This is a genomic window from Enterobacter genomosp. O, assembly GCF_001022965.1.
Lineage (GTDB): Bacteria > Pseudomonadota > Gammaproteobacteria > Enterobacterales > Enterobacteriaceae > Enterobacter > Enterobacter cloacae_L.
The window spans coordinates 919,001-944,456 of sequence record NZ_LECZ01000027.1 but is presented as its reverse complement, the minus strand read 5'-3'; the positions used below and the strand labels follow the sequence as shown (position 1 = coordinate 944,456).

Sequence of the window (25,456 nt, the reverse complement as noted above, 5' to 3'; positions counted from 1 at the left end):
ATGGCTGAGAAGTATTACAGCATTCTGACCAACCGGGGCAAGGAGCTGGAGGCGCAGTCCTCTGCGACCGGGAAGCCCGTCATTATTAAAGATTTTGTGGTGGGCGACGGGAACGGCCAGCCTGTTAAGCCGGAGCCGGCACAGACGAAACTGGTCCGTGAAGTCTATCGCAATGCGATATCGGCGCTGCAGGTTTCGCCAGACCAGGCGAACCAGTTCATTGCTCAGTTGGTATTAGCGGCAGGAGTGGGCGGGTTCGTGGTGAGGGAAGTCGGGCTGCTGACCGATGCAGGGGAACTGTATTCCGTTGCGAACTGTGCGGCCATCGAGAAGCCGGAAAACGGCGTCAGCGTTAACCTGCAATACCGCCTTGCGGTTTCCGAAACTGCGAACATTGAGCTGAAGGTTGCAACCGGCGATGGTCTTTTTCTGCGACAGGATGCAAACCTGAGCGATGTGAAGGATGCCTCTCTGTCACGAAAAAGCCTGGGCCTGAAGGGGGCTGCCGTACTGGACGTGGGGAAAGTTGCCAAGACTGTTGCGGCAGGCGATGACACGCGTATCGTGAATGCTCTGCAGAAAAATAACAACCTGTCTGACCTGCCAGATAAAGTGCTGGCGCGGGACAACCTGCAGCTAAAAACTGCAGCGCTAAAAGATATCGTTACATCAGCGACCGATACGACAGTTGATCGTGTTCCGGTAGTTGGCTGGCAGGGGCTAGGCTCTGCTATTCAAATTCGCATGGGGCAGGTATCACAATTCCTTGCTTATGCGGCTGCAGATTTAAAAGAAGTGCCATCAAATGGTGCGGGATGGCAATCAGCTTATGGTGCATCCCGTCGTGCTCAGATTTTTATGGACACTGCAGGGAAAGTATATTCACGGTTTTCCATCTCGGATGTTGCACTTGATACAAGCACTCCGTGGGCGGTCCACTACACGACATTAAACAAGCCTTCTGCCGGGGATGTGGGAGCGGTTGCCAAAACTGGCGACACCATGTCTGGTCGGCTAATCATGAATGTTGATGGTGATGGGATCTGGTTACAGCCCAAAACCGCAGGTTATGCCAGTTATATTATTTCTAAAGACTCTGCTAATGCTAACCACTGGTATGTGGGGGCAGGTTCTACCACGAACACCAACGTTACATTCCTTAATTACAAGGGGGCAAATAACAGCATCAGTTTAAATTCTGACGGTACCGTTAACCTAAATCCTACCCAGGGAAAATCCGCAATCGTAAATGGCCCGCTTCAGCTTGGTTCGGCTGGCTCTGCGATTTTGAATATCGGTGACAATGATTCAGGTTTGAGGAACTCTGTCGATGGACAGATAGATTTATGGTCAAACAGCGCGATGGTTGGGTACTGGAATAAAACAACTTTTTCATACACTGGGCAAATAATACCAACCAATTACGCAAATTTTGACAGCCGTTATTACACAAAATCACAATCTGATGCCGGGTACATGCCAAAAACAGGAGCTTACACCAAAGCGGAAAGTGACGGTAGATTTCAGCCTAAGGGCAGTTATGGCGCGCCGGACACATCAGGCATCAGCGGCAACGTTCTTTGGTGGAAGAATACAGCAACCGGTGTGATCACAATGATGGGGCAGACAGCCGGAGTAGCAAACAGTGGCAGGGTGACATTTCCGTTTGCCTTTCCTACAAAATGTTTTGGTGTTATCCCAACCCGAAACAATTCGTCAGGGCAAGGTGCGGCAATGCAACCTTATGACGTTAATACTACTGGTTGGAATCTGCGAATTGCAGGTGGTGGTACGGAAACGGTAATGTGGGTCGCAATGGGAAAATGAAATGACAATATATTACAGCGCAACAACAAATGGGTTTTACCCCGAGTTTTTAAAAGAAACTTATAATGAGCGTGACACCTGGCCTGCAGATGCTCTTGCGATATCAGAACGCTGGTATAACTACCTTTTATGTGGGCAGGGGGAGGGTAAAATTATCGCACCAAACAGCTATGGAAAACCTGTATTGATCGAGCAACCGATTGATTGGGTGTCAAAAGCTGAGGAGATGAGACAACATTTACTTTCTGAAGCTTACACCCAGGTTGATGACTGGAAAATAGAGCTGCAGCTAGGAACGATAACCAATGAAGAAAAGGCCAGCCTTGGTGAATGGATGGCCTATATCAAGAAGATTAAAGTAATGGATTTTTCTGCCGTAAGTGACGAGGATAGCTTTAACAGAATAGATTGGCCTGTGAAACCATCAAGCGAATAATCATAGTTACTTGGTAAATGGTTTGAGGACGATATCGTTTTTGGAGAAAACCACGGTATCGTCCGGGATGTTTTTATTAATAAATGCCATTGCACCAATTTTAACATTATTGCCTATTGAAATGTCACCAATTAAACAAACATTAGCGCCAATTTCTACATTATCTCCGATACGACTAAACCCTTCATCTATATCATTCCTTGCTCCGATAGTCACCCCCTGTCGAATGATCGCATTCTTACCTATAACTGTATTACCCCTCATCACAATTCCAGGGAAGTGGACAATTTTCATTCCTGGGCCAATGACAACCTTCGGATTTATATCTGTTGAATAACTTCTGTTGAGATTAATCATTCGGTGTTTGGCAAACTCTCGCATGCCATATTTGTTGGTTTGATAGAGATAACACCAGATTCTAAACCAGAAGTAAAAACGCCGATCCACGCATTTGAAAGCGTGTCGGATGGTTCTTGACCAGCTAAAATCCTTACTACCTTTTTGCACTTCTACTTTTAGACATTTTTTTAATTGTTGATACATCACTAACTCCTTGAGGTTTGTAAATTTCCGGTGTGCTTGACCGGAGAGCTCAATATTTAAGCTCCCTAGAACGACAATTCAGCGGAGGGGCATAAAAAGCCGCGTTTTTATATTATAGTTTTGCAGCCCATTATTGTTACCAGCAAGTTGCTTACGTTGAATTAAGGTTGCAACCTATAATCCCGCGTACGGCGTGCTATGGTGATCATATCCTGTATCTCACCAAGTGTGAATTTTTCTTCTTCATCGCATGGGATTACAACATAGCCGGAACGGATCACATGTTCCAGGTATGAATCGGGATTCATAACTACTTCGCCAGGCATAAGAGGGTGGCAAGCCACCGGCAGGCCGTTTTCGAAATAGATGTTTATCAGTAGGGAAAATGAAAACCGCGACCTGGTGGTGTATGCAAGAACTGGCGATGGTTATTTACTCAGTGTTCATACCAGAGTAATCGTCGGGAATTATGCCCGAACATTGTTGGCTGATCACAAACGGAGTAAAGGGAAAGTGGGAAGCGATCATTTACGATGTGGTGGCGTACATGCACTCTAAAAATTCCTCGTTCAAAACCGCCTTAAATCTGCTCACAGAGGGTTACATCCATGAAATTTACAAAACTCATAATTCGAAGCGACATAGAAACTTAGAAACGAAACGGCGAAGCTTTAGTCAGCCATGACAGACCTCCTGTCTTGCGTGCATACTCAAATGAAACTACTGTATATAAAAACAGTATTTGAGGTATGCAATATGGAATTTATCAGGCCTACAGAACTGCGAGAAATTATCGCTCTCCCGCTTTTCAGTGACTTAGTGCAGTGTGGTTTCCCAAGCCCAGCGGCTGATTACGTTGAACAGCGCATCGATCTCAATGAGTTACTTGTTGCTCACCCGAGCTCAACGTATTTCGTCAAAGCCGCGGGCGATTCTATGATCGAAGCCGGGATCAGCGACGGTGATCTGCTGGTAGTGGACAGCTCTAGGACTGCTGAGCATGGTGACATTGTCATCGCTGCGGTGGAAGGGGAGTTCACTGTTAAACGCCTGCAGCTGCGACCGACCGTGCAACTCAATCCTATGAACAGCGCCTACAGCCCGATTGTTGTAGGCAGCGAAGACACGCTGGACGTTTTCGGCGTCGTGACTTTCATCGTTAAATCTGTGAGCTGAATATGTTTGCTCTCTGTGATGTGAATTCGTTCTACGCATCATGCGAGACTGTATTCAGGCCGGACCTGAGAGGGCGGCCAGTTGTCGTTCTCTCAAATAACGATGGCTGTGTAATCGCACGCAGCGCTGAGGCAAAAGCCGCAGGGATAGCAATGGGTGAGCCTTTCTTCAAGCAAAAGGAGCTTTTCCGGCGCGCTGGCGTTGTTTGCTTCAGCAGCAATTACGAGCTTTACGCTGACATGTCTAACCGGGTAATGACGACGCTGGAAGAAATGAGCCCCCGCGTCGAAATTTACAGTATCGATGAAGCTTTTTGTGATCTGACCGGAGTGCGAAACTGCTGGGACCTGACTGACTTTGGCAAAGAGATCCGCGCAACAGTTCTTAAGCGTACGCACCTGACTGTCGGAGTTGGCATCGCGCAGACGAAAACCCTCGCTAAGCTGGCAAATCACGCCGCCAAGAAATGGCAGAGGCAGACGGGCGGAGTTGTTGATTTGTCCAATATCGATCGCCAGCGCCGATTGCTCGCTATCGTGCCAGTAGAAGACGTATGGGGCGTCGGCAGGCGCATCAGTAAGAAGCTGAATGCGATGGGAATCAAAACGGCTCTGGACCTCTCTGAGCAAAGTACGTGGATTATTCGAAAGCACTTCAATGTCGTCCTGGAGCGAACTGTCCGCGAGCTGCGCGGCGAGCCATGCCTCGATCTGGAGGAGTTTGCACCGGCAAAACAGGAAATCGTATGTAGTCGTTCGTTCGGCGAACGCGTTACTGAGTACGAACAGATGCGCCAGGCCATTTGCAGCTATGCGGCACGTGGCGCCGAAAAGCTTCGCGGCGAGCATCAGTATTGCCGCTTTATCTCTGCGTTCGTGAAAACATCACCCTTTGCCCTGAATGAGCCATATTACGGCAACAGTGCGTCAATGAAACTTCTCACTCCTACACAGGATTCTCGCGACATCATCAACGCCGCAGTCAAGTGCCTGGACAAAATCTGGAAAGACGGACACCGTTACCAGAAAGCTGGCATTATGCTGGGTGACTTTTTCAGCCAGGGCGTGGCCCAGCTAAACTTGTTTGACGAGAATGCTCCGCGGGCCGGTAGCGAAAAATTGATGGAGGTTCTCGATCATCTCAACGCGAAAGACGGGAAAGGAACGCTTTATTTTGCCGGGCAGGGCATACAGCAGCAGTGGCAGATGAAACGGGATATGTTATCTCCAAGATATACTACGAGGTATTCAGACCTAATAAAAGTTAGATGATTCTTTAAACGATATATTCATTCGAACCTAATTATCGGCTATGAGTATTAAGTGTAATGTGTCTATTACTATGCTTTTATAATATAAATAAGCCCCTGCAATTATACAGGGGCTTATGGATATGATGCCGGGTGCCTCCCGGTGAGTCATTGAACTAACCACTCTTGACTCGCTGCTTCAGAAATTCACGATGAGCCGCTTGATATACAAATCATCAGGTTAATTAGCCCTGCCGCTGAGGAGGATTCATCATTAAACCGAATGTAACAGCAATGCTTAGCAAATGATACAATATTTACTGATGTGCCTCATGATTTTCTTTCGCAGTTTTCACGGTCACGGCATTTTCAGATGGTGAAGGTTAAAATATTGATGTTCATTCTCTTACTTTAAGTTTTGAAACAAAGGTTAAGGTTTTATCTTCTGGGCAAATCATTAGAAAAATTGCTGTGGGAGATTCTTCTAAACGTGTAATTGCATGCAGCATCTGATAGAGTCTTTTTTTTAGTTTTTCTGCTCCATCTTTTTCAGACTCCCACTCTAAAACTGCCTGACCCTCTGAACCAATAAATGCATGGGATGGAAGTTTAACGCCTCGGTTTGACTTACTTGAATAGTTTCGGTCATGCAAGAGACCCAAGATAAGAGGGTTGATATTATTATCTGAGAATGGGGCTTCAATAACTATTAATACTGTGTAATGTAGGATTTTCATGGAAGCCTTATGGTTGCTTCAGCAATAAATTCATATTGCCGTGGTGTTGGATGTACATGTCTTAATTATAAATGTTTGTGTGGGGGTAAAAAAAAGCCTGCGTTAAGCAGGCTATAATAATTAAACGTAGTTATAATAATGATTTCATGAATGTTGGCGTTGAATCCCTAGCGTCAAAGATACTTCTGCGCCGCATATAATATTTCCTGAGAGGTAAGCTCTCGATCTGATGCTACATAGACCACTTCATGGTCACCTGTTAAAGAGGGAAAACCTGCTGACATTATCTGAAGGTTTATCACTTCTCCATTAGGATATTCTTCAAGTATTGATGTCACACCTTTAAGAACAGTGATAACTTTACTTGGCTTACCATTAAAAAAAATGATTACTTTTTTCATATATCACCATGTATTTTGAGGGTTTTTAGCCCCTGCAGGTGTTCGAAAGGGTTCTGTTTGTTCATTTTTTTGCCGCTTTCGAAATTAAAACAAGCATTATACTGCCTTAACGTGTACTGTAACGGTCCATTTGAACTGGAGAAGTCTATGTCTGCACGTAAAAACACTCAATTCCGCCGAAATTATTTAGTAAAATGCCCTTGTCCAATCTGCTCGAAAGATTCCGAGCACAGTTACAATCGTGTACAAAAGGGAGCTCAGTTGGTGTGCCCATACTGCTGCGCTTTGTTCAAATCTACCCAGCGCTTCTAAAAAACATTAATACATCAAATAAGAAGTGATGCTTTTGGAGGCTACCTAACCTCTTACGCACTTTAGTATTTTATAAGCAGTTAGCTTCTGCTTTGAGACTGTTCATGCAGCAGTCCTGCATTTCATCACATCGGTCAGCAAACTTGATAGTAACTAAATATGCTGGCCTGTTGTAATGATGTAAATAGCTTAATAATCACCTTCTACTGATAAAGTTTTTCTGACTTAAATAAGCTATTTTGAAATTATCTATCGCATAGCGTTACATTTGCAGCGGTTGGACCTTTAGTTCCAGCTATAATAGCAAATTTGACTTTTTGACCTTCAAATAGAGTATTAAATGTTTCTCCCTGCAGAGAAGAAGTGTGAACCAGAACATCTTTACTGCCATCAAGTGGGGAGATAAAGCCAAATCCCTTATCGTCGTTAAACCACTTAACAAGACCTATAACTTTAGATGGCATAAAACCTCCATTTGAACATTTTCAAACTAACAAGCATATGATAAGGAACGTATTATGGTATACGTATGGACTCAAGAGGAGGGGATATCAGAGATAACACCTGGTTATGAGGACGGCTTTTGGAAAAGTTAGATTCATCATCGCAACAAATCAGCCAAACCATTAATGCACGTGTTGAATGATTAAGCAAATTTTATTTTAGCCTTCCAGAAGGCTAATGAAATAGGATTGGCTATTATTAACTAATCCTGTATAGTCAAATCTGGATTATCCTTAGGAAAATATTTGTCTCGTAAAATGACAGGAATTGTCAAAACTTTTGACTTCAAGAGCGGAAAGGGATTGATTATCCCATCAGATGGCAGAAAAGATGTTTTTTTACATGTTTCTGCATTAAGTAAGAGTGAAAGCCAAACGTTAAAACCTGGTGTTCGTGTTGAATTCTATCGTATAAATGGACTTAGTGGTCCGATGGCTGCAAATATATTTCTTTCTTAAAATATGATAATATTGAACCAAATATAAAGTGCGCATAAAAAGTACTGTAAATTATATATCTGTTTGTTCTATCAATTTTCTCCCCTGATTTTTTACATTTCCAACATCACGGGCCACTGCATGCCAGATAAACATCTCAGCTGGCACAGTGCCGTCAGATGCAATCTCTTCAGCTTCTTTTCCGCCTATGTCCTGGCGCATCCATTCACGGGCCGCTTCAGGTGACAAGACCAGTGGCCGGCGGTCGTGAATGTCGACTAGACCTTTATCAGCTGCAGACGTCACGATGAGAAAACCCTCTGCTTCGTCACCACGTTCGAACGGCGTGCTTCCAATCGCCGCCATGAAGATGGGCTGGCCGTCGGCCCGATGAATGAAGTAAGGCTGTTTCTTGTCTCCTTCCTTATTCCATTCGAACCAGCCATCAGCAAAGCAGATTGCCCGGCCATGCTGCCATAGAGACTTGAACATTCTGCTGGTGGCCGCCGTTTCGACGCGCGCATTAATCAGGGGCGCTTTATCCCACCATCCCGGGGCATAACCCCAGAATACAGGATCAAGCTGTAACTGCTCGTCGCGTTCGCTCAGCAGCAGCACTTTGGTACCAGGCGCCACGTTGTACCGGCCAATAGGTTCCGGATCATACGCAATGTCACGATCGGCTTCATCGGCCAGGTATGCCAGATATTCTTCACGGGTTTGGGCTTGTGCAAAACGTCCACACATAGAAACCTCCAGTCGGATGTCAGACTGAAAGTATAGGGCAGGGAGAAAAATCAGCGCGCTGGTTAAGTCTTACAAACGGATTCGTGGCGGTTATGCTGATCAGGTAGAGAGGGTGTAAAGCGGTGTGTTAAGAAACGGGAAGGAGCTACGTAAAAGCGTGAATTTTGGGGGCAAATTTGGGGGCAAAATCGTGCTGGGGGCATGATTTGGGGCGATAAAATGACCTTTATTGTCCGATAATGTCTGTACTGTAATTCTTGTAAACTGCTGATAAATATATAACTTATTGTTTTAATGTTGATTGTATTTTTAGCTAAGCAGTCTAACGCTGATTATGTTGCTGTGGGGATAAACATTGAGTAAACCGGGGAAAAGCAACCCCCTTTCCGGGCGGAAAGGGGGGAGGGGAAGTTACTTCAGCTCGTCGACCATGGTAATGGCGCGGCCAATGTAGTTCGCCGGAGTCATCGCTTTCAGGCGCGTTTTCTCTTCTTCTGGCAGGGCCAGGTCGTCGATAAACTGCTTCATCCCTTCGGCGTCAACGCGCTTGCCGCGGGTCAGCTCTTTCAGTTTTTCATACGGTTTTTCGATACCGTAACGACGCATCACGGTCTGAATCGGCTCTGCCAGAACTTCCCAGTTGTGATCCAGCTCGTCCAGCAGACGATCGCGGTTCACCTCCAGTTTGCTCACGCCTTTCAGGGTGGACTGGTAAGCGATCAGCGCGTAGCCAATGCCCACGCCCAGGTTACGCAGCACGGTGGAGTCGGTCAGGTCGCGCTGCCAGCGGGATACCGGCAGTTTGCTTGCCATATGCTGCAGCACGGCATTTGCCAGACCCAGGTTGCCTTCAGAGTTTTCGAAGTCGATTGGGTTCACTTTGTGCGGCATGGTTGACGAGCCGATCTCACCGGCGATGGTTTTCTGTTTGAAGTGGTTCAGCGCGACGTAGCCCCACACGTCACGATCGAAATCGATCAGAATGGTGTTGAAGCGCGCGATGCAGTCAAACAGCTCCGCAATATAGTCATGCGGCTCAATCTGGGTGGTGTACGGGTTCCACTGAATGCCCAGCGAAGTCACGAACTCTTCGCTGAACTGATGCCAGTCAACTTCGGGGTACGCGGCGATGTGGGCGTTATAGTTACCGACCGCACCGTTGATTTTGCCGAGGATCTCAACCTGCTCCAGCTGGCGGTACTGGCGCTCCATACGGTACGCCACGTTCGCCATCTCTTTACCCATCGTGGATGGGGTGGCTGGCTGACCGTGGGTACGGGAAAGCAGCGGGATATCGCGGTATTCCAAGGACAGCGCTTTCACCGCGTCGATGATTTTACGCCAGTAAGGCAGCACCACGTCTTTGCGTGCGGTGGAGAGCATCAGGGCGTGCGACAGGTTGTTGATGTCTTCAGAGGTACAGGCGAAGTGAATGAACTCGGACACCGCATGCAGCGCAGGAACGCTTTCCACTTTCTCTTTCAGGAAATACTCAACCGCTTTTACGTCATGGTTGGTGGTGCGCTCAATGGTTTTAATGCGCGCAGCATCTTCTTCGTTGAAGTCGGCAACGATTTTATCGAGGTAATCGTTTGCCTGGGCGTCAAAAGCAGGAACTTCCTTGATTGCTGCCTGGGCGGCCAGCTTTTGCAGCCAGCGTACTTCAACCTGAACACGGAACTTCAGCAAACCATATTCGCTGAAGATCCCGCGCAGCGCGCTGACTTTATCGCCGTAGCGTCCATCGACAGGGGATACGGCGGTCAGTGAGGATAATTCCATAATTCGCAACTCCGGGAGGTTAACAATGAGCAAGAATTTGTTTTGCCTGAGTGGTCAGGCGATTACGAGAAAACATTAACTGCAGGCGGCCACCGCCAACCTGATGCCACAGCACGGCGGCACGGATCCCTGCCAGCAGAGAAGCACGTACCTTTGCCTGTACCTGTGGGCTTTGCAGCACAGCAGGGGAGCCGGTGACCTGAATACGCGGGCCCAGCGGGCTGATGACGTCAACATAAATGCCGGCCATGGCGCTCAGCAGCGTTTCGGACTGCAGGTCAAAATGGTCGAGCTGACGCTGTAGCCCAGCAATGCGATCGCCCAGGGTGTTGAGCGCGCCTTTCGCCGCGCTCAGCTTACGTTCCAGCACCATCAGGCTTAGCGTGTAGCGGGTCAGCTCTGCGTTTAACCCCTGACGGCTACTGGCGTTGAGCACGCCAAGCAGGGTTTCAAGACCGAGACGAAGATTGGTTTCACTGCCGCCGAACACACCCAGGGTTGAGCCGGGGTTGAGGTCGATAACGCTGTTGAGTGAAACGTGCAGGGCATCAGCGTCGCAGTGACCCTGATGTGCCAGCTGTTGCACCAGACGGGCTGACTGGCAAATTCCTGCCAGTGCCAGGGTGATGTCATAGTAATTCTTCGCCACACGGTCTCCTTTATGTGTGCAATCGTGTTAAACAGCGGGCAGCGGCAGGCGCTGTTCAATGATCCCGCCGCCCAGGCAGATTTCACCGCTGTAGAAGACAGCAGACTGACCCGGGGTGACGGCGGCGACAGGCTCGTCGAAACGCACGTCGATGCGATCGTCATCGAGCGCGGTAATGGTGCAAGGAATGTCAGTCTGACGGTAACGTGTTTTCACCGTGCAGCGCAGCGTGCCTTTTAGCGGCTCACGATCGACCCAGTGCAGCTGCTGCGCGATAAGGCCAACGGACATCAGACGCGGATGGTCGTGACCCTGAGCAACAACCAGAATATTGTTTTCGACATCTTTGTCGACGACGTACCACGGATCTTCGCTACCTTCTTTGGTCCCGCCGATACCCAGACCTTTACGCTGGCCTAAGGTGTGGTACATCAGCCCCTGATGCTGGCCAATCTCTTCGCCGTCGACGGTAACAATTTTACCCGGCTGTGCGGGCAGGTAACGACCCAGGAAATCGCGGAATTTGCGTTCGCCGATGAAGCAGATACCGGTAGAGTCTTTCTTCTTCGCGGTGATAAGGTCCAGCTCTTCAGCAATTTTACGCACCTGCGGCTTTTCCAGCTCGCCGACCGGGAACAGGCTCTGGGCGATTTGCTCGTGGCTCAGCGTATAGAGGAAATAGCTTTGATCTTTGTTGCCATCCAGGCCGCGCAGCAGCTGGCTTTTGCCATTCACATCTGCACGACGCACGTAGTGACCGGTCGCAATAAAGTCTGCGCCCAGATCTTCCGCGGCGAATTCCAGGAAGGCTTTAAATTTGATCTCTTTGTTGCACAGAATATCCGGGTTTGGCGTGCGGCCGGCTTTGTACTCTTCAAGGAACAGTTCAAAAACGTTGTCCCAGTATTCTGCGGCAAAGTTAACGGTGTGCAGTTCAATGCCGAGCTTATCGCACACGGCCTGCGCGTCGGCAAGATCCGCTGCGGCAGTGCAATATTCCTCGCCATCATCTTCCTCCCAGTTCTTCATGAACAGGCCCTCCACCTTATAGCCCTGTTGCTGTAACAGGTAGGCGGAAACGGAGGAATCGACACCGCCGGACATGCCGACGATTACTTTTTTCTGGCTGTTATCTGACATGGAATACTCACGACATTGAACTTCAAGGCGGCGTATTCTATCACGCCCCCCCACCGTTGACACCCTCTGTAAACGGCCAGTTAAATGCGCCGATGACATCGAGCGGTAAGCGCCCGGCAGATTGCCAGCAGCGAATGCTTTCCGCAACCAGCGGCGAGCGCAGGTTTGGCGCGTTCAGGATCTCGTCAGCGGTGACCCACAGGCAGCGGTCGATATCGTCATCCTGTGGCGCTGTGGCGCACGTTTCGCTAAGCTCAACGGCAAATAAAAAGCGCAGGAACGGGGTGCTGTCGGGTGCAATCCACTGGTGCATACGGATGAAGTGCTGGGGCTCAGCGTGAATCCCGGTCTCTTCCCACAGCTCGCGTTTCGCTGCCTGCAGTAAGGTCTCATTGGCTTCAAGGTGCCCGGCAGGCTGGTTCCACAGCGCTTTGCCATTAATGCTCTCTTCAACCACAAGGAATTTACCCTGGGCGTGGACCACGCAGGCTACCGTGACATGAGGTTTAAACATAGTAACTCCTTAAGAGGTAACGTCCCGCCACTCGCCGTTTGCCAGCGTTTCCAGGGTGTAATTGCCCATGGCATAGCGAATCAGACGCAGGGTAGGGAAGCCGACGTGTGCGGTCATGCGCCGAACCTGACGGTTGCGGCCTTCATAAAGGGTGATTTTGAGCCAGCTTGTCGGAATCGATTTGCGCTCACGGATGGGCGGGTTGCGCGGCCACAGCCACTCCGGTTCATTCACGCGTTCAATACCTGCCGGCAGGGTTGGACCGTCGTTTAAGGTCACGCCGTTGCGCAGCTTAGCCAGCGTCTCTTCATCCGGCTCGCCTTCAACTTGTACAAAGTATATTTTGCCGGTACGTTTGCCCGGCTGCGTGAGCTTCGCCTGCAAAGCACCGTCGTTGGTTAAGACCAACAGTCCCTCGCTGTCGCGGTCCAGTCGCCCGGCCGCATAAACGCCCTGAACGGGGATATAATCTTTCAGCGTGCTGCGCCCGGCTTCATCGGTGAACTGCGGCAATACATCGTAGGGTTTATTAAACAGAATCACCCGCGTCGGCTGGGTTTCTTTCGGTCTTCTGGTGGCTTGTCGCGAGCTGAATCGCTCAACCCGGTGTTTTGTAAAAGAAGTTTTCTTCATGGTATTTTCAGGCGTTATCAATTGCCGCATTATAGCCTAATAACGAAGACCTTTCATGGCGCAGGACAATCAGGTACTATCGAAGGGCTCATTACAATTTATTAACATAAGATCAGTAACAACCAGAAGCGCTCGAAGGAGAGGTTAATGGAAAGCAAAGTAGTTGTTCCGGCGGAAGGTAAAAAGATCACCCTGCAAAACGGCAAGATTAACGTTCCTCACAATCCGATTATCCCGTTCATCGAAGGTGACGGTATCGGTGTAGACGTTACCCCGGCAATGCTGAAAGTGGTTGATGCCGCTGTTGAGAAAGCCTACAAAGGCGAGCGTAAAATTTCCTGGATGGAAATTTACACCGGTGAGAAATCTACTCAAGTTTATGGCCAGGACGTCTGGCTGCCAGCAGAAACGCTGGACCTGATCCGCGACTACCGCGTTGCTATTAAAGGCCCACTGACGACGCCAGTTGGCGGCGGTATCCGTTCCCTGAACGTGGCACTGCGTCAGGAGCTGGACCTGTACGTGTGTCTGCGTCCGGTTCGTTACTATCAGGGCACCCCAAGCCCGGTTAAGCACCCTGAACTGACCGATATGGTTATCTTCCGCGAAAACTCAGAAGACATCTACGCGGGTATCGAATGGAAAGCTGACTCTGCTGACGCAGAAAAAGTGATTAAATTCCTGCGCGAAGAGATGGGCGTGAAGAAAATTCGCTTCCCTGAACATTGCGGCATCGGCATTAAGCCGTGCTCCGAAGAAGGGACCAAGCGTCTGGTACGTGCGGCGATCGAATATGCGATCACCAACGACCGCGATTCTGTGACCCTGGTTCACAAAGGCAACATCATGAAGTTCACCGAAGGCGCGTTCAAAGACTGGGGCTACCAGTTGGCGACCGAAGAGTTCGGCGGCGAGCTGATCGACGGCGGCCCATGGCAGAAAATTAAGAACCCGAACACCGGCAAAGAGATCATCATTAAAGATGTGATCGCCGATGCGTTCCTGCAGCAGATCCTGCTGCGTCCTGCGGAATACGACGTCATTGCTTGTATGAACCTGAACGGTGACTACATCTCTGACGCCCTGGCCGCTCAGGTTGGCGGTATCGGTATCGCCCCTGGCGCGAACATCGGTGACGAATGCGCGCTGTTCGAAGCGACCCACGGCACTGCGCCAAAATACGCAGGCCAGGACAAAGTGAACCCAGGCTCAATCATCCTGTCCGCAGAGATGATGCTGCGCCATATGGAATGGTTCGAAGCCGCAGACCTGATCGTTAAAGGTATGGAAGGCGCGATCAACGCGAAAACCGTCACCTATGACTTCGAACGTCTGATGGAAGGCGCTAAGCTGCTGAAATGTTCAGAGTTTGGCGACGCGATTATCGCGAACATGTAATCCAGATTCTGGGTTAAATGAGAACGGGAGCCTGAGGGTTCCCGTTTTTTATTTACTAAAGAATTTCTTCCCCAAAACTCCCTCCAAAAACTGGCTATAAAACATCCTTTTCAAACGGCTATGACAGTCCAGTCTTTTCACCTGTCATCATGGTATTTTGCCGTCTGCTGAGGTGATTTGTGGCCGAGTAATTTTTGCGTATCAACCCCCTGAGCCTCATACAATCTTTCTGAAAGCGAACGTTGTTCATGAAACCTAGGTGCAGTTTCCTTTCCCCATTCGATGCCGCATTTATTCCGGGCTTTTTTAAAAGATGTCGTAAGGCTACTCGATGAAACGCTGTTTTCTCTGGCTGCCTGAGATGTCGAGTGGCAAAACTGAACAAGGTATTTGCTTATCACTGCATCTCGGCATGGCGTTATTGTTTCAGTCCTGATGAATGATGATTACCGAGGGCTCTATAGCGTCACCGTCGACAGTCACCGCCTGCGCAAGAGCAAGCTGCAAATGGCTAACGAGCTAAATGCAAAACACCCTGACTGGACGCTCATCACCTGCCTTCGCCGCATAGACACTTGGTTAAGTCTTGCAGAATCGATCCTGTACGCTCTACTTTGCGAAGCGTTTGGCACAAATAGTGACAGATTTAAGTTGCAGAGTGAGCAAGAAAATGCTTAAGTTGTATTAGTCTCTGGACAGTAAAGCGTACTGAGCAACAAAACATAAACCCGCCATCAGAGCGGGTTTTTGGTAATATAGCCTTCTCATAACTGGAGGCTATATGTGGAAAGGCATACCTTTTAAACTATCAGAATTTGAAATATATCAATCATCTAACATTGTCATAAGCAAATTACCTCACATCATAATTGATTCATCATACGCTTGGGTAAGTCCATTACTATCGGTATTGGGTGCCTTGGTTGGCGGTGCTATTCCTGCCTATGTTGCAATTAAAGCTATACGTGCAAATAAAGAACAAATGCTTCATCAGCAGATGATAATCAATAGACAAGATTTTATTGATAAACTTAGACTTAAGATTTCAATTTTTACGGCAGACGTAGCTAAATTGTCATTGTTCCTGAATGATGAATTTACAGAGAAAGATATAAAGTTTAAGGATGCTTCTGAGCCGCTCCGTAAAAAATTTCTTGATATTATACATGCTCTAGATCGTGAATATAATTATGTGGAACTAATGATTGGTGGAGAACCAAGGTTTCAAAAAATCCTAAAACTGATGGATGAAATAGTTGAAGGGATTTCAAATATTTTACACGAATCTGCTAACTTTGATGTTTTTCATATTTCTGACAAGCTTACTCAGGAAACGATAAGATGTATTGAGCACGAGTGGCAATTAGTCACGTCAGTTAAATAACTAGTTAACAAAATGATAGATCACCAATTGGTGGCCTTTTTTATTCCCCTCGTTCTGAGAGGACTCATAGCAATAAAAGGGTGCTAAATGTTTCTGGCACTAGACGCGAACTGCAGAGTAATAGAAACGACGTGTGGTTGGGCTGTGATTAACGTTGCACTAAGACCAGAGCAGGGAGATACACTACTGTTAAGAATGGATAACAGGAACGAGTTTGCAAAGCTTTACGGGGCGGCATTGATAACTGAAGAGGGTGAAGCGATAGAAAGCGATGCGCTGGATGACGTGGAGGTTTTTGGCGTGTTAACGCATAGTCTTAACCTAGTGGGTAACGATGATTGCCCGGCAATTTAAAGCAGCGTTCAACCATCATTTCACAAGCGTTTCGCCATCATAATTTTACGGAAACAAAAATCATCCGTAAGAGGCTGGTTTTCAATTTATTTTTGGTCGGCAAGTGAGGATTTGAACCTCCGACACCCCATGACTCCTATCTTGAGGCCTAAAAAACGCTCTGCGTCGGGCTTTTGGCTCTTTTGATTGTATGAAATTTATGCAACACATGCACATTCTACATCAATGAGTTAAGCTATGTTTGACCATAATAATGAGGGGCAGTATGTGGATCAGAAACTTAAAACAATCTATGAGCATATGATTCAATTAGGATGTGGATCATTAATGCACGCCAATTTTTTGGGGCATTTCTACGATATGGTTAGTGACCATTGGAATCAACTAGCGGTGCTTCAAGCTGCACATGCTGGCGAAATTTTTATGAAAGCAAGACTTGCACAAGAGCATCCTCTACTAATTTTTGAGAAAATTCCAAAATCAACAAACAGACATGTTGACAGCAATGGTTTGTTAAATTTCGAAAGTTTACTCCAAGATGGTAGAACTATTGATTATTCTGAGTTACCTGAAAAAGTATGGGCAGCAACAGGTTTGAGATTTACAGCAGAACAACTTCAGATCTATAAGGAGTTCGGGTATCTTCGTAACAAAATACAGCATTTTGCATCGCCTAATGAAGATATTCAAAGTCAGATAACAAACTACATCTATGGTTTCATAGACCCGTTCATAAATTCTCAGTGGGGACTATTTGCTGTTGATTTTTGTGATGACTCTGAGCCATATGAAAATCTCGTGCCTGTCTTAGCTGACAGGAATGTTGAATTTCTCATTCCTCCTGGCTTAGGTGGTGATGTAATGTCTTTAATTAATGAAGGAACGCCTGCATATATCAGGAGAATGAAAAAGCAGGCGGTGGATCGAGGCTATATCAGTATCTAATTATTGGAGTGACCACACAAGCGTTGAAAAGTTCTGTTTCAGTGGTGAGGCCTTTTTGAAGGCCTCCAGACTGATAACACCAATATTACTATTAAAATAGTGGCAAATCATTTTTGATAAGCAATGAAGTTTAAATAGCATGAGGAATGTTTATGTTAACGCCAATCCAGGAATCAATCCTTGTTTTATCGGCGATGAAAAATAATTTTGAATGTGTTTTGAAAGTATTTAAACGTTATATTCATGATGAGGATTTAAAGTTCTCTCTGCAAATGAAGATGATTGTTGATTTATCCTCTTTTACTGAGGAATGGGCAAGGCTTGGCCCCCTCTGTAAATCCGAACCACAGATGGTTGAAACACTAAAAATTTGCAAGCCTGCAATAACTCGTTTGAAATCATGGGGAGGGATAAGAGATTTTAGGAATAAAGTTTTAGCCCATGGTTTTAGAGAGGAATTGAGATGTAATGAAGGTAGAACTATTTATAAGCCAGTTGATTTTGAAAAGTGGTATTTTAAGGCGGACGTTCCAAATAATTATGCTGAAATACTTTTAATATATGAAATGGCTTGTTTTTGCATGGCGATAGTTATTAACCGTCATGGAAGTGCAACTGATGGGTTAGATGTGATATATGAACAAAAAGTTGAGAGTAAAGGGATCGATACAGCAGAAGAGTTTGATAAAGAAATGGAGTTATTTATGGATCATATTTCGGCTTTAGATTCAGCTATGCCCGAAAAATGGGAAGGTTATAGGAAACTTGTTGATATAGTACGTGGGCAGTGAAATTTAGTGATGGAGTTTGTAACAATTACCTTGCATTATAAAGATGAAGTTCATTTTTATAAAACTCATTTTTATTCAGGTACATGCCATGGTTTTAATCAAACCGTTCGCCTACGCCTTCACTTCTGCATCTGAGAATATCTATTACACCCGCTTAGTCAGTTCAGCCAGAGATGATATCTCTGGCTGAACCACGGGACCTGATTCACATTGACAGCGTTTACTCAAACTGAAGAAAGGTTTGCCCTTTGTGCTGAGTAATCAGCAAAGTAGGATTTTCTTCGCACCCTTCGCAAGTGAAATAAATTTTCAATCCATCCCTTCTGGCTGATGGGTTACCTTCCATCGAACGATTGATAGTCACATCGTTTCCATCTACGACCACATGGTTACCTTCTCGTGCATCTTCTGCACGATCAAAAATTTCGTATTTGTATTGATGCAGATAAGTACCCTTGCAATGAGGGCAGCAAAGGAGGTGCTCAAAAGAAGTGCTTAGAAGGAGATCGCGAGTCATTTCATTCCCCAAAACTAAAAACAAAGATAGTGGTATCAGCAAGTTAGCACATTGCGTTAATGTCGTAAAATGAAACAAAGATAGTTGATAATTATCTTTAAAAGCATTAGCTTAAGCAGAGCCTAAACATGTAATGCTGCGTCATATGGAATGGTTCGAAGCCGCAGACCTGATCGTTAAAGGTATGGAAGGCGCGATCAACGCGAAAACCGTAACTTACGATTTCGAACGTCTGATGGAAGGCGCTAAGCTGCTGAAATGTTCAGAGTTTGGCGACGCGATTATCGCGAACATGTAATCCAGATTCTGGGTTATACCGGAACGGGAGCCTGAGGGTTCCTGTTTTTTTTGCCTCTGCCTGCGGGAGACAGCACGATGTTAGCCACGGTTCTTATCACGGTTGTTGCGTTAATTCATCTCTATATCCTTGTGCTGGAAATGTTCCTGTGGAACACCAAAACCGGGCACAAGGCCTTTAATCTGCGTCCCGACTTTGCGCGCGATACCCGCGTGCTGGCCGCGAATCAGGGGCTGTATAACGGTTTTCTGGCGGCAGGTCTGCTCTGGAGCCTCTGGCTCGGCGAAAAGGGCATTCAGGTGGCCATCTTCTTCCTGACCTGCGTGATAATTGCCGGTGTATTTGGTGCAGTGACCGCCAGCCGAAAAATTTTGTATGTGCAGGCTTTGCCCGCGTTCGCAGCGCTGCTTGCGTTGTTCATCTGAAGCAATGCTTTGGTTGAGCCAGGGCGTCCGATATACTCATGACTTGACCCATACAGGTTTGAGAAGAGACTGCGATGAACAACGATATCCCACTGAAATATTATGACATTGCCGATGAGTACGCGACGGAAGCCGCAGAGCAGGTCGGTGAGTCAGAGCGCGACGCGCTGGCACATTATTTCCAGCTGCTGCTCACCCGTTTAGCGAATAATGAGGAAATTAGCGAGGAAGCCCAGCAGGAGATGGCCGCGGAGGCCGGAATCCGCGCTGCCCGCATTGATGATATTGCGAACTTCCTCAATCAATGGGGCAATGAATAACCTGCCTTAAAAACCATTATGCTGATGCTTTGCCAGACAGCTCAGCATCACGCTATCGGACCACATGCATTTTTTCCGCAGAATATGCGAAGCGGGAGTGTCAATAAACAGCGCGAAAATAACGATCAGAAAAAAGAGTACCACTGGGAAAAGTAAGGATAATTTCACGTTTTTAACCAAAATAAGAGTGTGCTTCAGGGTAATCTACCGTCTGATTGTGACGACTATATGTTTTTGCGAATAAAATGGATACGCCCGGGCAGAAAAAATACGGGCGCGCCAGGCTTTGGGTTACGCCGCGACGCCGGTAAGCCGCTTCGCCAGTTCGCTCCGGGTGAGTGACTTAGAAAAATACCAGCCCTGAATCAGCGCATCGGGATATCTGTCAGCAATAAAGCGATACTGTATTTCATTCTCCACTCCCTCAAAAACCAGGGTCTTATTCAATCTTGCAAGTGCATCGCTAAAGATAACAAATATGTTTTGCTTATAATGCTCATTGATGCCATCCACCAGCGACTTATCGATTTTGATTTCATCATATTCAAGCAGTGACAGCCTGGCGAGGTTTGAATTTTGCACGCCAAAATCATCGATTGATATTTTTACGCCAAGAGATTTCAGCTCCCGACAGAATCCCTCGAGGATATCTGCAGCGGAAATGGCCTTCTCAGAAAGCTCAACCTTTATCAGGGTAAGGGGAAGGTGATGGGCTAAACAGACACGGCGCAAAACGTTAATGAATTGTCCATCTTCAATTTCCTTCCGCCCGACGTTGATTGAGACAATCAGCTGATGCTTAATCGCAAGCGGGGCAATTTCAGAAAGGGATTTTTCAATAATGTTATTATAATATTTTTTATACAGACCGATTTTCTTAATTAACGGAATGAAAAGCTCCGGAGAGACGTCTCCGTGCTTTGGATCGCGCCATCTCGACAGCACTTCTACGCCTACTATTTTTTGATCGTGAATGCGAATAATAGGCTGGTAGTTAACGCAGATGGTATTCGTAATGACGGCCTTGATCAGCGTGCGCTCCAGCGAAAAGCGGTCTTCATAGATACGGAAGACAAATAGCGTTATCGCAGCCCAGATACAATAGAGAATGATCGCGAGGAGCGTAAAGATAAACGGGGGTAGCGAGGCCAGTCCAGCGTCGTGATGCTTCACAATGACACACAAGTCCCAGATGGGGCTGCACTGCGTCAGGGTCAGGGTAAACAACCTCGAATGCAGCCAGCTCTGCTGCTTTAACTGAGGAGTGGTTGAAAAAAATGTTCTGCCGAAGTCTTTGGTGGTGGTACTCAGAGAATAGCTTGCTGTAACCGGGGTGAACTTATCGTAAGCATAGCGGGAGGTGAAGATAATAATATTATTATAAATTGCCGCATTGCCTGTGAAAAAATCTTTTCTGGAAAACTGCGCCAGGAGAAAGCCCCTGGGCGTTTTATGCAGCTCTGCAGGAAGTGCAACGGGCGTCGCGAGTTTACCCCAAAAAGCGGTACAGACAATTTTCCCCTTCTCAATAAAACCGATATCGCCGAAATAGAGGCTATTAAGCTTTATTTGTCTGTAGCTATCAAGGCTGCTTTTATCACACCCCTGGGTTGTAATACTTTTAAGGGCCAGCGCCACGCTTTGTGACAAATCTTCTGAATAATGTAAAAGGGTGCGCGATATCTCGAGCTGTTTGCTCTTCTGCTGACCCACGATAACCGCATTGACCGCATAAAGAGACAGGAGGACCAGAAGCGTTGAAACGATAGCAACGGCAATGAGTTTTTTCATTTTCCAGTTATCCTGTCCGCTCCCTGATTTCACAAATCTTAACACAGCCAGGGCAAGGTACAAGCCTGATAGTCACGGCAGGTGAGTACATTCAGCAGGATGAACTCATACGAAAGCATCAGTTTTTTAAGACAAATCTCAGCTAAGCTTTTTTCATTGTTATAGCAACGCCGGGTTAGCCTCAGGCTCTTCTTTCAGAACATCCATGCTTGTTTTTTCTATTAAGGAAAACATCGTGCGCAACGTGACGATCCCCATTCTTAGTGCCCTGTTTCTCTTTTTGAGCGGCATACTGATCGTTAACTGGCAGCTATGGCAGATGGCGAAACTTAATAATATTCATACCGCCACCGTAAGCACCCAAAAAATAGAAAACATTCTTGCTGAAGCCACCAGCGCGGCCAACACGGCAAAGCGCGTTGCGGCTCAAGGGTGTACCAGCAGCGGACAGCTGGCGTTGGGAACAGAAGCGGCGCTTAAGCCGCATTTGCGCGCCATCATGATCCAGCAGCAGGGTAAAATCATCTGTACTTCCCTTCCCGGAAATGGCGTATTGATTGTTCACCCGGAGACGCTACCTGACGAAAAATTGATGCTGTTACCCGGTAATCGACTAGTGAACGGTATGCCGGTGCTCCTGTTCCAGATGCCCATCGCGGGCGGGCGCGTCATCGTCAGCGTCAGTGAGGCACATTTGCAGGACGTTATTGCGAACGCGTCAAACAGCGTTGACCTGGGGCTCGTTGTCGGTGAAAGAATGCTTGCGCGCGACGGTAATGTCATCGGCTGGAAAGCGGCCTCGTGGGCAGGGGCGCTAACGGCATCAACGCTATTCCCCTTTAGCCTGGCCTGGCAACCCCCTGCCTTTTTTAGCCTGACCAGACTGCTGCACCAGGGATGGAGCCTGATACTCCTTATTCTCACGTTATCCATAGCGGTGGGCATTTTGATCCAGCGTTACAAGGGGAAAAGCACCTCATTTGAAGACGATCTGCGTAAGGCCATTATGCAGGGGGAGATCGTTCCTTATTATCAACCGATCGTGAACGGTGATACCGGCGGGTTGTATGGCGTTGAAGTACTTGCAAGATGGAAGCATCCAAAATCAGGCTTTATTCCGCCGGATGTTTTTATTCCGATTGCCGAACGTAGCGGTTTAATTATTCCGCTGACCAAAGGGTTAATGGCGAAAGTGGTCACTCAGCTTAAGCCGCTTTTGCCTAAGCTACCGGATGGGTTTCATATCGGGGTAAACATCAGCGCCAGACACATCAATGCCCCTTCGTTTATTGGTGACTGCCGCGTATTCGGGAAAGGGTTTCAGGGTAAAGAAGTTAAGCTGGTTCTTGAGGTAACCGAACGTGAACCGTTGATCGATAATCCTCATCTGGTGAAAAACCTCAACACGCTTCATAACGCCGGTTTTGTCATCGCGCTGGATGACTTTGGTACGGGCTATTCCGGGCTGTCGTGCCTTAATGCGCTTGCCATTGACTATATTAAAATCGATAAGAGCTTTGTGAACCGGGTTTCAGAGGAGAAGGATTCAACGATCCTGCTGGACTGCGTCATAGACCTGGCGAAAAAACTTTCGTTGCGCATTGTAGCTGAAGGCGTAGAAACGAAAGAGCAGCTGGAGTATCTCAACCGTAATGAGATTACCCTGTTGCAGGGTTATTATTTTGGTAAACCCGTCTCCTATATAGACTTTATTAAAGTCATTTTATCTAAGCCCAGGGAGACGGTAAGTTTGTAAAACGAAATTAAGACGAGCTTCTGTTGTATGCTTAAGTGCAATTCATTTTCCTCTTATCCTGAGCTTTGTTACAGTGACAAGAGTTGTCAGCCAGGGATGTCAGGCGTGATAAGGTGGAATAGCTCGTGCATGTGAAAAATACTTTTTACACAACAACCATTACCGTCATCATTGTCTCATTGATCATCTCGCTGTCGCTTGCCGTCCAAATTGCCACGTCCAGGCAGCAGTCAATCCAGCAAATTAATACCAGCGTCGCTAACCTGAGCCATACCCTTGATGTCTACACTGAGGGGATCATGCGCCAGAGTGAAATGTTAATTACTACCGTTTCCGACATAATCGAAATTTATGGCATGACCCCGCAGCAGGCGGCCCATATTCAGCGAATGATAAATAATCAGGATAATCTTCTTACCCAGATTAATAATGTGGTTGTTTACGATGCGCAGGGCGATATCTTTACCGCATTGCACGAAAGTTTTACCGGACCCCGCAAAGGCTCGGACAGAGAGTTTTTTATCTATCACCAGGAAAATAAAAGTCAGCAAATTTTTATTGGTGAGCCCGTGGTAAGCAGAACCAATGGTAAATGGGTTATCACCATTAGCCGGCGCCTTGAAACCGACACCGGGGCATTTAACGGTGTCGTGGTGGTGACGCTGGGTATCGAAAATTTTCTCGCGCTCTACGGGCAGATTAATATCGGTCACTCGGGCGTGATTGGCTTAACGACGCAGGCAGGCGTGCTGCTGGTCCGTTATCCCTTTAAAAATACCTATATCGGCACGATTGTTTCTGATTCACCTCTCTTCAGGAAATACCTCAAGGTACAAAATTCAGGGATAGCCAGCTCCATTTCCCGGTTTGATAAAATCGAGCGCATTTATGCCTATGAGAAAAATAAACGCTACGGGCTGGTCACCACCGTGGCCGTCAGTATTGATGAAGCCCTCGCACCCTGGCGCAAGCAGGCGATTCAGCTGGCGGTGCTCATTTTCGTGTTCACCGCGATACTCATCTTCGCGTCATACTTCCTGTATTCCGACTTATCCCGAAAAACAAGGGATAACAAAGCGCTGAAGATTATCGCCTCTGAGGATGCGCTGACCGGGCTGTACAACCGTCGCATTTTTGATGAAAGAATCCTCTCGGAAATCGCGCTCTGTGCCGCACGTGACGCACCGATTTCGATGTTGATCGTGGATGTAGACTACTTCAAAAAATACAACGATAACTACGGTCATCCGGAAGGGGACCGGTGTCTGGCAATGCTCGGAAACAGCCTCCGGGAGAGCCTCACCCGTGATAATCAGATTGTGGCGCGATACGGCGGAGAGGAGTTTGCGCTGATATTACCTGATACGGATATTCAGGAGGCGCTTCGCCTGGCGCAGACGATTATTCGCAATGTGTTCTCGCTGCACATTGCCCATGCTTTCAGCCCATTCGGACGGGTGACGGTAAGCGTTGGGATTTCAACAGCACGTGCTGTCGATATCGCAGGCAGCCAGCAGGACATTATTATTGCCGCGGATCGGGCGCTCTACCAGGCAAAACGCGCCGGGCGTAACCGGTACGCATTTGTTGGGGTGTGATCAAAAAAAAGCCCACTCAAGAGTGGGCAAGAAATACTGGAAGCAATGTGAGCAATGTCGTACTGAATACCTGAGTATTTCACTCAACTATTCAGTGTTGAGAAAGATAATCTTTCTCAACAAAAGTTGCAACCCCACAGTTTATGTGGAACGTTCATTTCGTTGATGAATAATTACGCACTCTCTCGTTGTGATGCTTATCACAAATTTCCTTTCTCAAATCCTGTGCTATTCTTTTTTGTGTCGTTGATTTAATGACAAAAACCATACAGAGAGGAAAGTTATGGGAATTTTATCCTGGATTATCTTTGGGCTTATTGCGGGTATTCTGGCGAAGTGGATCATGCCGGGCAAAGATGGCGGTGGGTTTATCGTCACCGTAATACTGGGTGTTGTCGGCGCGGTAGTTGGCGGCTGGATCAGTACGCTGTTCGGTTTTGGCAAGGTCGATGGCTTTAACTTCGGCAGCTTCGCCGTCGCGGTGATCGGTGCACTGGTCGTTCTGTTTATCTACAGAAAAATCAAAAGCTAAGGCTTAAAAGCGTTGAAAAAGGCTGCCAGATGGCGGCCTTTTTACGTATTGGGGTTTACCACCAGCCAAGCTGCGTGCCGGCAAATGCCGCGATGGCAACGATCAGCATAATGAGGGTCGTTTTTCTCATTTATGCCCCTGGCGCCGCGTAACCACCGACAAAAAACCATGCTAAAAAAACCACCGCCGTTATAAAAATAACGACCGGGAAGAGGATCCCTATTCTCATACCATCACCTGTTTCGGTTTCTATCACGCCG

The 25,456-nt window shown here is 47.2% G+C and carries 29 protein-coding genes and 3 pseudogenes; 18 read left to right on the top strand and 14 right to left on the bottom strand.

Annotated features, from left to right (window positions below):
- Entirely contained in the window at positions 1 to 1,827 is a 1,827-nt protein-coding gene (locus tag ABR39_RS26040) for a phage tail protein (RefSeq protein ID WP_052952214.1), read from the top strand.
- A 1-nt stretch (position 1,828) separates the two neighbouring features.
- Positions 1,829 to 2,263: a tail fiber assembly protein gene (locus tag ABR39_RS23260; RefSeq protein ID WP_047348934.1), complete on the top strand. Its 435-nt coding sequence runs from the start codon at positions 1,829 to 1,831 to the stop codon at positions 2,261 to 2,263.
- A gap of 6 nt (positions 2,264 to 2,269) precedes the next feature.
- Here the strand turns inward: ABR39_RS23260 and ABR39_RS23255 are convergent, their stop codons facing one another.
- On the bottom strand, positions 2,270 to 2,806 hold the full coding sequence (locus ABR39_RS23255; RefSeq protein ID WP_047348933.1) for a serine acetyltransferase: 537 nt from the start codon (positions 2,804 to 2,806) through the stop codon (positions 2,270 to 2,272).
- Positions 2,807 to 3,562: 756 nt separating this feature from the next.
- Between ABR39_RS23255 and ABR39_RS23250 the strand changes: the two genes are divergently transcribed.
- Both ABR39_RS23250 and ABR39_RS23245 read left to right on the top strand, forming a co-directional pair.
- Positions 3,563 to 3,982 carry a translesion error-prone DNA polymerase V autoproteolytic subunit gene (locus ABR39_RS23250; RefSeq protein WP_047348932.1) on the top strand — a complete coding sequence of 140 codons (420 nt, stop codon included), beginning with the start codon at positions 3,563 to 3,565 and terminating at the stop codon, positions 3,980 to 3,982.
- 2 nt (positions 3,983 to 3,984) lie between these two features.
- Positions 3,985 to 5,253: a Y-family DNA polymerase gene (locus ABR39_RS23245; RefSeq protein ID WP_047348931.1), complete on the top strand. Its 1,269-nt coding sequence runs from the start codon at positions 3,985 to 3,987 to the stop codon at positions 5,251 to 5,253.
- A 376-nt stretch (positions 5,254 to 5,629) separates the two neighbouring features.
- Here ABR39_RS23245 and ABR39_RS25935 read toward each other — a convergent pair whose 3' ends face one another.
- A complete protein-coding gene (locus ABR39_RS25935; RefSeq protein ID WP_131701718.1) occupies positions 5,630 to 5,968 on the bottom strand; it encodes a hypothetical protein in 339 nt (112 codons plus the stop codon).
- Positions 5,969 to 6,141: 173 nt separating this feature from the next.
- On the bottom strand, positions 6,142 to 6,369 hold the full coding sequence (locus ABR39_RS25235; protein ID WP_072059278.1) for a hypothetical protein: 228 nt from the start codon (positions 6,367 to 6,369) through the stop codon (positions 6,142 to 6,144).
- A 147-nt stretch (positions 6,370 to 6,516) separates the two neighbouring features.
- Between ABR39_RS25235 and ABR39_RS26295 the strand changes: the two genes are divergently transcribed.
- Positions 6,517 to 6,681 (top strand): YnfU family zinc-binding protein, encoded by a 165-nt coding sequence (locus ABR39_RS26295; protein WP_240477092.1) that lies wholly within the window; start codon positions 6,517 to 6,519, stop codon positions 6,679 to 6,681.
- Between the two features lie 245 nt (positions 6,682 to 6,926).
- On the opposite strand, the gene ABR39_RS25230 is transcribed toward ABR39_RS26295, so the two are convergent.
- Positions 6,927 to 7,145 carry a cold shock domain-containing protein gene (locus ABR39_RS25230; protein ID WP_072059277.1) on the bottom strand — a complete coding sequence of 73 codons (219 nt, stop codon included), beginning with the start codon at positions 7,143 to 7,145 and terminating at the stop codon, positions 6,927 to 6,929.
- 285 nt (positions 7,146 to 7,430) lie between these two features.
- Here ABR39_RS25230 and cspF point away from each other — a divergent pair, with 285 nt between their 5' ends.
- Positions 7,431 to 7,643 carry a cold shock-like protein CspF gene (gene cspF / locus ABR39_RS25225; protein ID WP_072059276.1) on the top strand — a complete coding sequence of 71 codons (213 nt, stop codon included), beginning with the start codon at positions 7,431 to 7,433 and terminating at the stop codon, positions 7,641 to 7,643.
- A gap of 51 nt (positions 7,644 to 7,694) precedes the next feature.
- Here the strand turns inward: cspF and ABR39_RS23240 are convergent, their stop codons facing one another.
- The 6 genes from ABR39_RS23240 to rluE form a co-directional block, all read right to left on the bottom strand.
- Positions 7,695 to 8,369: an SOS response-associated peptidase gene (locus ABR39_RS23240; protein ID WP_047348930.1), complete on the bottom strand. Its 675-nt coding sequence runs from the start codon at positions 8,367 to 8,369 to the stop codon at positions 7,695 to 7,697.
- A 411-nt stretch (positions 8,370 to 8,780) separates the two neighbouring features.
- Entirely contained in the window at positions 8,781 to 10,151 is a 1,371-nt protein-coding gene (gene purB / locus ABR39_RS23235) for an adenylosuccinate lyase (RefSeq protein ID WP_047348929.1), read from the bottom strand.
- 19 nt (positions 10,152 to 10,170) lie between these two features.
- Positions 10,171 to 10,800: a high frequency lysogenization protein HflD gene (hflD, locus tag ABR39_RS23230; protein WP_013097081.1), complete on the bottom strand. Its 630-nt coding sequence runs from the start codon at positions 10,798 to 10,800 to the stop codon at positions 10,171 to 10,173.
- 27 nt (positions 10,801 to 10,827) lie between these two features.
- Positions 10,828 to 11,940 carry a tRNA 2-thiouridine(34) synthase MnmA gene (mnmA, locus tag ABR39_RS23225; RefSeq protein WP_047348928.1) on the bottom strand — a complete coding sequence of 371 codons (1,113 nt, stop codon included), beginning with the start codon at positions 11,938 to 11,940 and terminating at the stop codon, positions 10,828 to 10,830.
- Between the two features lie 40 nt (positions 11,941 to 11,980).
- Positions 11,981 to 12,454, bottom strand: a complete 474-nt coding sequence (locus ABR39_RS23220) for an NUDIX hydrolase (RefSeq protein WP_047348927.1) — start codon at positions 12,452 to 12,454, stop codon at positions 11,981 to 11,983.
- Positions 12,455 to 12,463: 9 nt separating this feature from the next.
- A complete protein-coding gene (rluE, locus tag ABR39_RS23215) occupies positions 12,464 to 13,117 on the bottom strand; it encodes a 23S rRNA pseudouridine(2457) synthase RluE (RefSeq protein ID WP_047348926.1) in 654 nt (217 codons plus the stop codon).
- A gap of 117 nt (positions 13,118 to 13,234) precedes the next feature.
- Here rluE and icd point away from each other — a divergent pair, with 117 nt between their 5' ends.
- Entirely contained in the window at positions 13,235 to 14,485 is a 1,251-nt protein-coding gene (gene icd / locus ABR39_RS23210) for an NADP-dependent isocitrate dehydrogenase (protein WP_003857898.1), read from the top strand.
- Between the two features lie 137 nt (positions 14,486 to 14,622).
- On the opposite strand, the pseudogene ABR39_RS25220 reads toward icd, so the two are convergent.
- Positions 14,623 to 14,913 (bottom strand): annotated as a pseudogene (locus ABR39_RS25220) (tyrosine-type recombinase/integrase); the annotation flags it as partial.
- On the opposite strand from ABR39_RS25220, the pseudogene ABR39_RS23205 reads away from it, so the two are divergent.
- The 5 genes and pseudogenes from ABR39_RS23205 to ABR39_RS23185 form a co-directional block, all read left to right on the top strand.
- A pseudogene (locus ABR39_RS23205) lies at positions 14,900 to 15,163 on the top strand (DUF1133 family protein); the annotation flags it as partial. The pseudogenes ABR39_RS25220 and ABR39_RS23205 sit on opposite strands and share 14 nt — an antisense overlap.
- Before the next feature lie 103 nt (positions 15,164 to 15,266).
- Positions 15,267 to 15,869, top strand: a complete 603-nt coding sequence (locus ABR39_RS23200) for a hypothetical protein (protein ID WP_047348925.1) — start codon at positions 15,267 to 15,269, stop codon at positions 15,867 to 15,869.
- 87 nt (positions 15,870 to 15,956) lie between these two features.
- The gene (locus ABR39_RS23195) at positions 15,957 to 16,223 is read left to right on the top strand and encodes a hypothetical protein (protein WP_047348924.1); all 267 of its coding nucleotides are present in this window, start codon (positions 15,957 to 15,959) and stop codon (positions 16,221 to 16,223) included.
- 237 nt (positions 16,224 to 16,460) lie between these two features.
- Positions 16,461 to 17,168: a hypothetical protein gene (locus tag ABR39_RS23190; protein WP_123156802.1), complete on the top strand. Its 708-nt coding sequence runs from the start codon at positions 16,461 to 16,463 to the stop codon at positions 17,166 to 17,168.
- Between the two features lie 152 nt (positions 17,169 to 17,320).
- The gene (locus ABR39_RS23185; protein WP_047348923.1) at positions 17,321 to 17,959 is read left to right on the top strand and encodes a hypothetical protein; all 639 of its coding nucleotides are present in this window, start codon (positions 17,321 to 17,323) and stop codon (positions 17,957 to 17,959) included.
- Between the two features lie 220 nt (positions 17,960 to 18,179).
- On the opposite strand, the gene ABR39_RS25930 is transcribed toward ABR39_RS23185, so the two are convergent.
- A complete protein-coding gene (locus ABR39_RS25930; protein ID WP_131701717.1) occupies positions 18,180 to 18,476 on the bottom strand; it encodes a hypothetical protein in 297 nt (98 codons plus the stop codon).
- 130 nt (positions 18,477 to 18,606) lie between these two features.
- Here ABR39_RS25930 and ABR39_RS25215 point away from each other — a divergent pair.
- From ABR39_RS25215 to ABR39_RS23175, 3 genes and pseudogenes are all read left to right on the top strand, one after another.
- Positions 18,607 to 18,774, top strand: a pseudogene (locus tag ABR39_RS25215) (isocitrate/isopropylmalate family dehydrogenase); the annotation flags it as partial.
- Between the two features lie 77 nt (positions 18,775 to 18,851).
- Complete coding sequence (locus ABR39_RS23180) at positions 18,852 to 19,199, top strand: DUF1304 domain-containing protein (protein ID WP_047348922.1); 348 nt, start codon at positions 18,852 to 18,854, stop codon at positions 19,197 to 19,199.
- Between the two features lie 74 nt (positions 19,200 to 19,273).
- Positions 19,274 to 19,519 (top strand): DUF2543 family protein, encoded by a 246-nt coding sequence (locus tag ABR39_RS23175; RefSeq protein ID WP_047348921.1) that lies wholly within the window; start codon positions 19,274 to 19,276, stop codon positions 19,517 to 19,519.
- Positions 19,520 to 19,810: 291 nt separating this feature from the next.
- Here ABR39_RS23175 and ABR39_RS23170 read toward each other — a convergent pair whose 3' ends face one another.
- On the bottom strand, positions 19,811 to 21,310 hold the full coding sequence (locus tag ABR39_RS23170; RefSeq protein WP_047348920.1) for an EAL domain-containing protein: 1,500 nt from the start codon (positions 21,308 to 21,310) through the stop codon (positions 19,811 to 19,813).
- A 235-nt stretch (positions 21,311 to 21,545) separates the two neighbouring features.
- Here ABR39_RS23170 and ABR39_RS23165 point away from each other — a divergent pair, with 235 nt between their 5' ends.
- The 3 genes from ABR39_RS23165 (at position 21,546) to ABR39_RS23155 (ending at position 25,196) form a co-directional block, all read left to right on the top strand.
- On the top strand, positions 21,546 to 23,066 hold the full coding sequence (locus tag ABR39_RS23165; protein ID WP_082132676.1) for an EAL domain-containing protein: 1,521 nt from the start codon (positions 21,546 to 21,548) through the stop codon (positions 23,064 to 23,066).
- A gap of 125 nt (positions 23,067 to 23,191) precedes the next feature.
- The gene (locus ABR39_RS23160) at positions 23,192 to 24,664 is read left to right on the top strand and encodes a sensor domain-containing diguanylate cyclase (RefSeq protein WP_047348919.1); all 1,473 of its coding nucleotides are present in this window, start codon (positions 23,192 to 23,194) and stop codon (positions 24,662 to 24,664) included.
- Between the two features lie 283 nt (positions 24,665 to 24,947).
- On the top strand, positions 24,948 to 25,196 hold the full coding sequence (locus tag ABR39_RS23155) for a GlsB/YeaQ/YmgE family stress response membrane protein (RefSeq protein ID WP_047348918.1): 249 nt from the start codon (positions 24,948 to 24,950) through the stop codon (positions 25,194 to 25,196).
- Positions 25,197 to 25,326: 130 nt separating this feature from the next.
- On the opposite strand, the gene ABR39_RS25795 is transcribed toward ABR39_RS23155, so the two are convergent.
- Positions 25,327 to 25,425, bottom strand: coding sequence for a YoaK family small membrane protein (locus ABR39_RS25795; RefSeq protein WP_014883431.1), 99 nt, complete (start codon positions 25,423 to 25,425; stop codon positions 25,327 to 25,329).
- Between the last annotated feature and the right edge of the window lie 31 nt (positions 25,426 to 25,456).

Coding starts and splice junctions, on each gene's coding strand:
- ABR39_RS26040 (WP_052952214.1), top strand. CDS start 1: ATGGCTGAGAAGTATTACAGCATTCTGACCAACCGGGGCAAGGAGCTG.
- ABR39_RS23260 (WP_047348934.1), top strand. CDS start 1,829: ATGACAATATATTACAGCGCAACAACAAATGGGTTTTACCCCGAGTTT.
- ABR39_RS23255 (WP_047348933.1), bottom strand. CDS start 2,806: ATGTATCAACAATTAAAAAAATGTCTAAAAGTAGAAGTGCAAAAAGGT.
- ABR39_RS23250 (WP_047348932.1), top strand. CDS start 3,563: ATGGAATTTATCAGGCCTACAGAACTGCGAGAAATTATCGCTCTCCCG.
- ABR39_RS23245 (WP_047348931.1), top strand. CDS start 3,985: ATGTTTGCTCTCTGTGATGTGAATTCGTTCTACGCATCATGCGAGACT.
- ABR39_RS25935 (WP_131701718.1), bottom strand. CDS start 5,968: ATGAAAATCCTACATTACACAGTATTAATAGTTATTGAAGCCCCATTC.
- ABR39_RS25235 (WP_072059278.1), bottom strand. CDS start 6,369: ATGAAAAAAGTAATCATTTTTTTTAATGGTAAGCCAAGTAAAGTTATC.
- ABR39_RS26295 (WP_240477092.1), top strand. CDS start 6,517: ATGTCTGCACGTAAAAACACTCAATTCCGCCGAAATTATTTAGTAAAA.
- ABR39_RS25230 (WP_072059277.1), bottom strand. CDS start 7,145: ATGCCATCTAAAGTTATAGGTCTTGTTAAGTGGTTTAACGACGATAAG.
- ABR39_RS23240 (WP_047348930.1), bottom strand. CDS start 8,369: ATGTGTGGACGTTTTGCACAAGCCCAAACCCGTGAAGAATATCTGGCA.
- purB (WP_047348929.1), bottom strand. CDS start 10,151: ATGGAATTATCCTCACTGACCGCCGTATCCCCTGTCGATGGACGCTAC.
- mnmA (WP_047348928.1), bottom strand. CDS start 11,940: ATGTCAGATAACAGCCAGAAAAAAGTAATCGTCGGCATGTCCGGCGGT.
- ABR39_RS23220 (WP_047348927.1), bottom strand. CDS start 12,454: ATGTTTAAACCTCATGTCACGGTAGCCTGCGTGGTCCACGCCCAGGGT.
- rluE (WP_047348926.1), bottom strand. CDS start 13,117: ATGCGGCAATTGATAACGCCTGAAAATACCATGAAGAAAACTTCTTTT.
- icd (WP_003857898.1), top strand. CDS start 13,235: ATGGAAAGCAAAGTAGTTGTTCCGGCGGAAGGTAAAAAGATCACCCTG.
- ABR39_RS23200 (WP_047348925.1), top strand. CDS start 15,267: ATGTGGAAAGGCATACCTTTTAAACTATCAGAATTTGAAATATATCAA.
- ABR39_RS23195 (WP_047348924.1), top strand. CDS start 15,957: ATGTTTCTGGCACTAGACGCGAACTGCAGAGTAATAGAAACGACGTGT.
- ABR39_RS23190 (WP_123156802.1), top strand. CDS start 16,461: ATGTTTGACCATAATAATGAGGGGCAGTATGTGGATCAGAAACTTAAA.
- ABR39_RS23185 (WP_047348923.1), top strand. CDS start 17,321: ATGTTAACGCCAATCCAGGAATCAATCCTTGTTTTATCGGCGATGAAA.
- ABR39_RS25930 (WP_131701717.1), bottom strand. CDS start 18,476: ATGACTCGCGATCTCCTTCTAAGCACTTCTTTTGAGCACCTCCTTTGC.
- ABR39_RS23180 (WP_047348922.1), top strand. CDS start 18,852: ATGTTAGCCACGGTTCTTATCACGGTTGTTGCGTTAATTCATCTCTAT.
- ABR39_RS23175 (WP_047348921.1), top strand. CDS start 19,274: ATGAACAACGATATCCCACTGAAATATTATGACATTGCCGATGAGTAC.
- ABR39_RS23170 (WP_047348920.1), bottom strand. CDS start 21,310: ATGAAAAAACTCATTGCCGTTGCTATCGTTTCAACGCTTCTGGTCCTC.
- ABR39_RS23155 (WP_047348918.1), top strand. CDS start 24,948: ATGGGAATTTTATCCTGGATTATCTTTGGGCTTATTGCGGGTATTCTG.
- ABR39_RS25795 (WP_014883431.1), bottom strand. CDS start 25,425: ATGAGAATAGGGATCCTCTTCCCGGTCGTTATTTTTATAACGGCGGTG.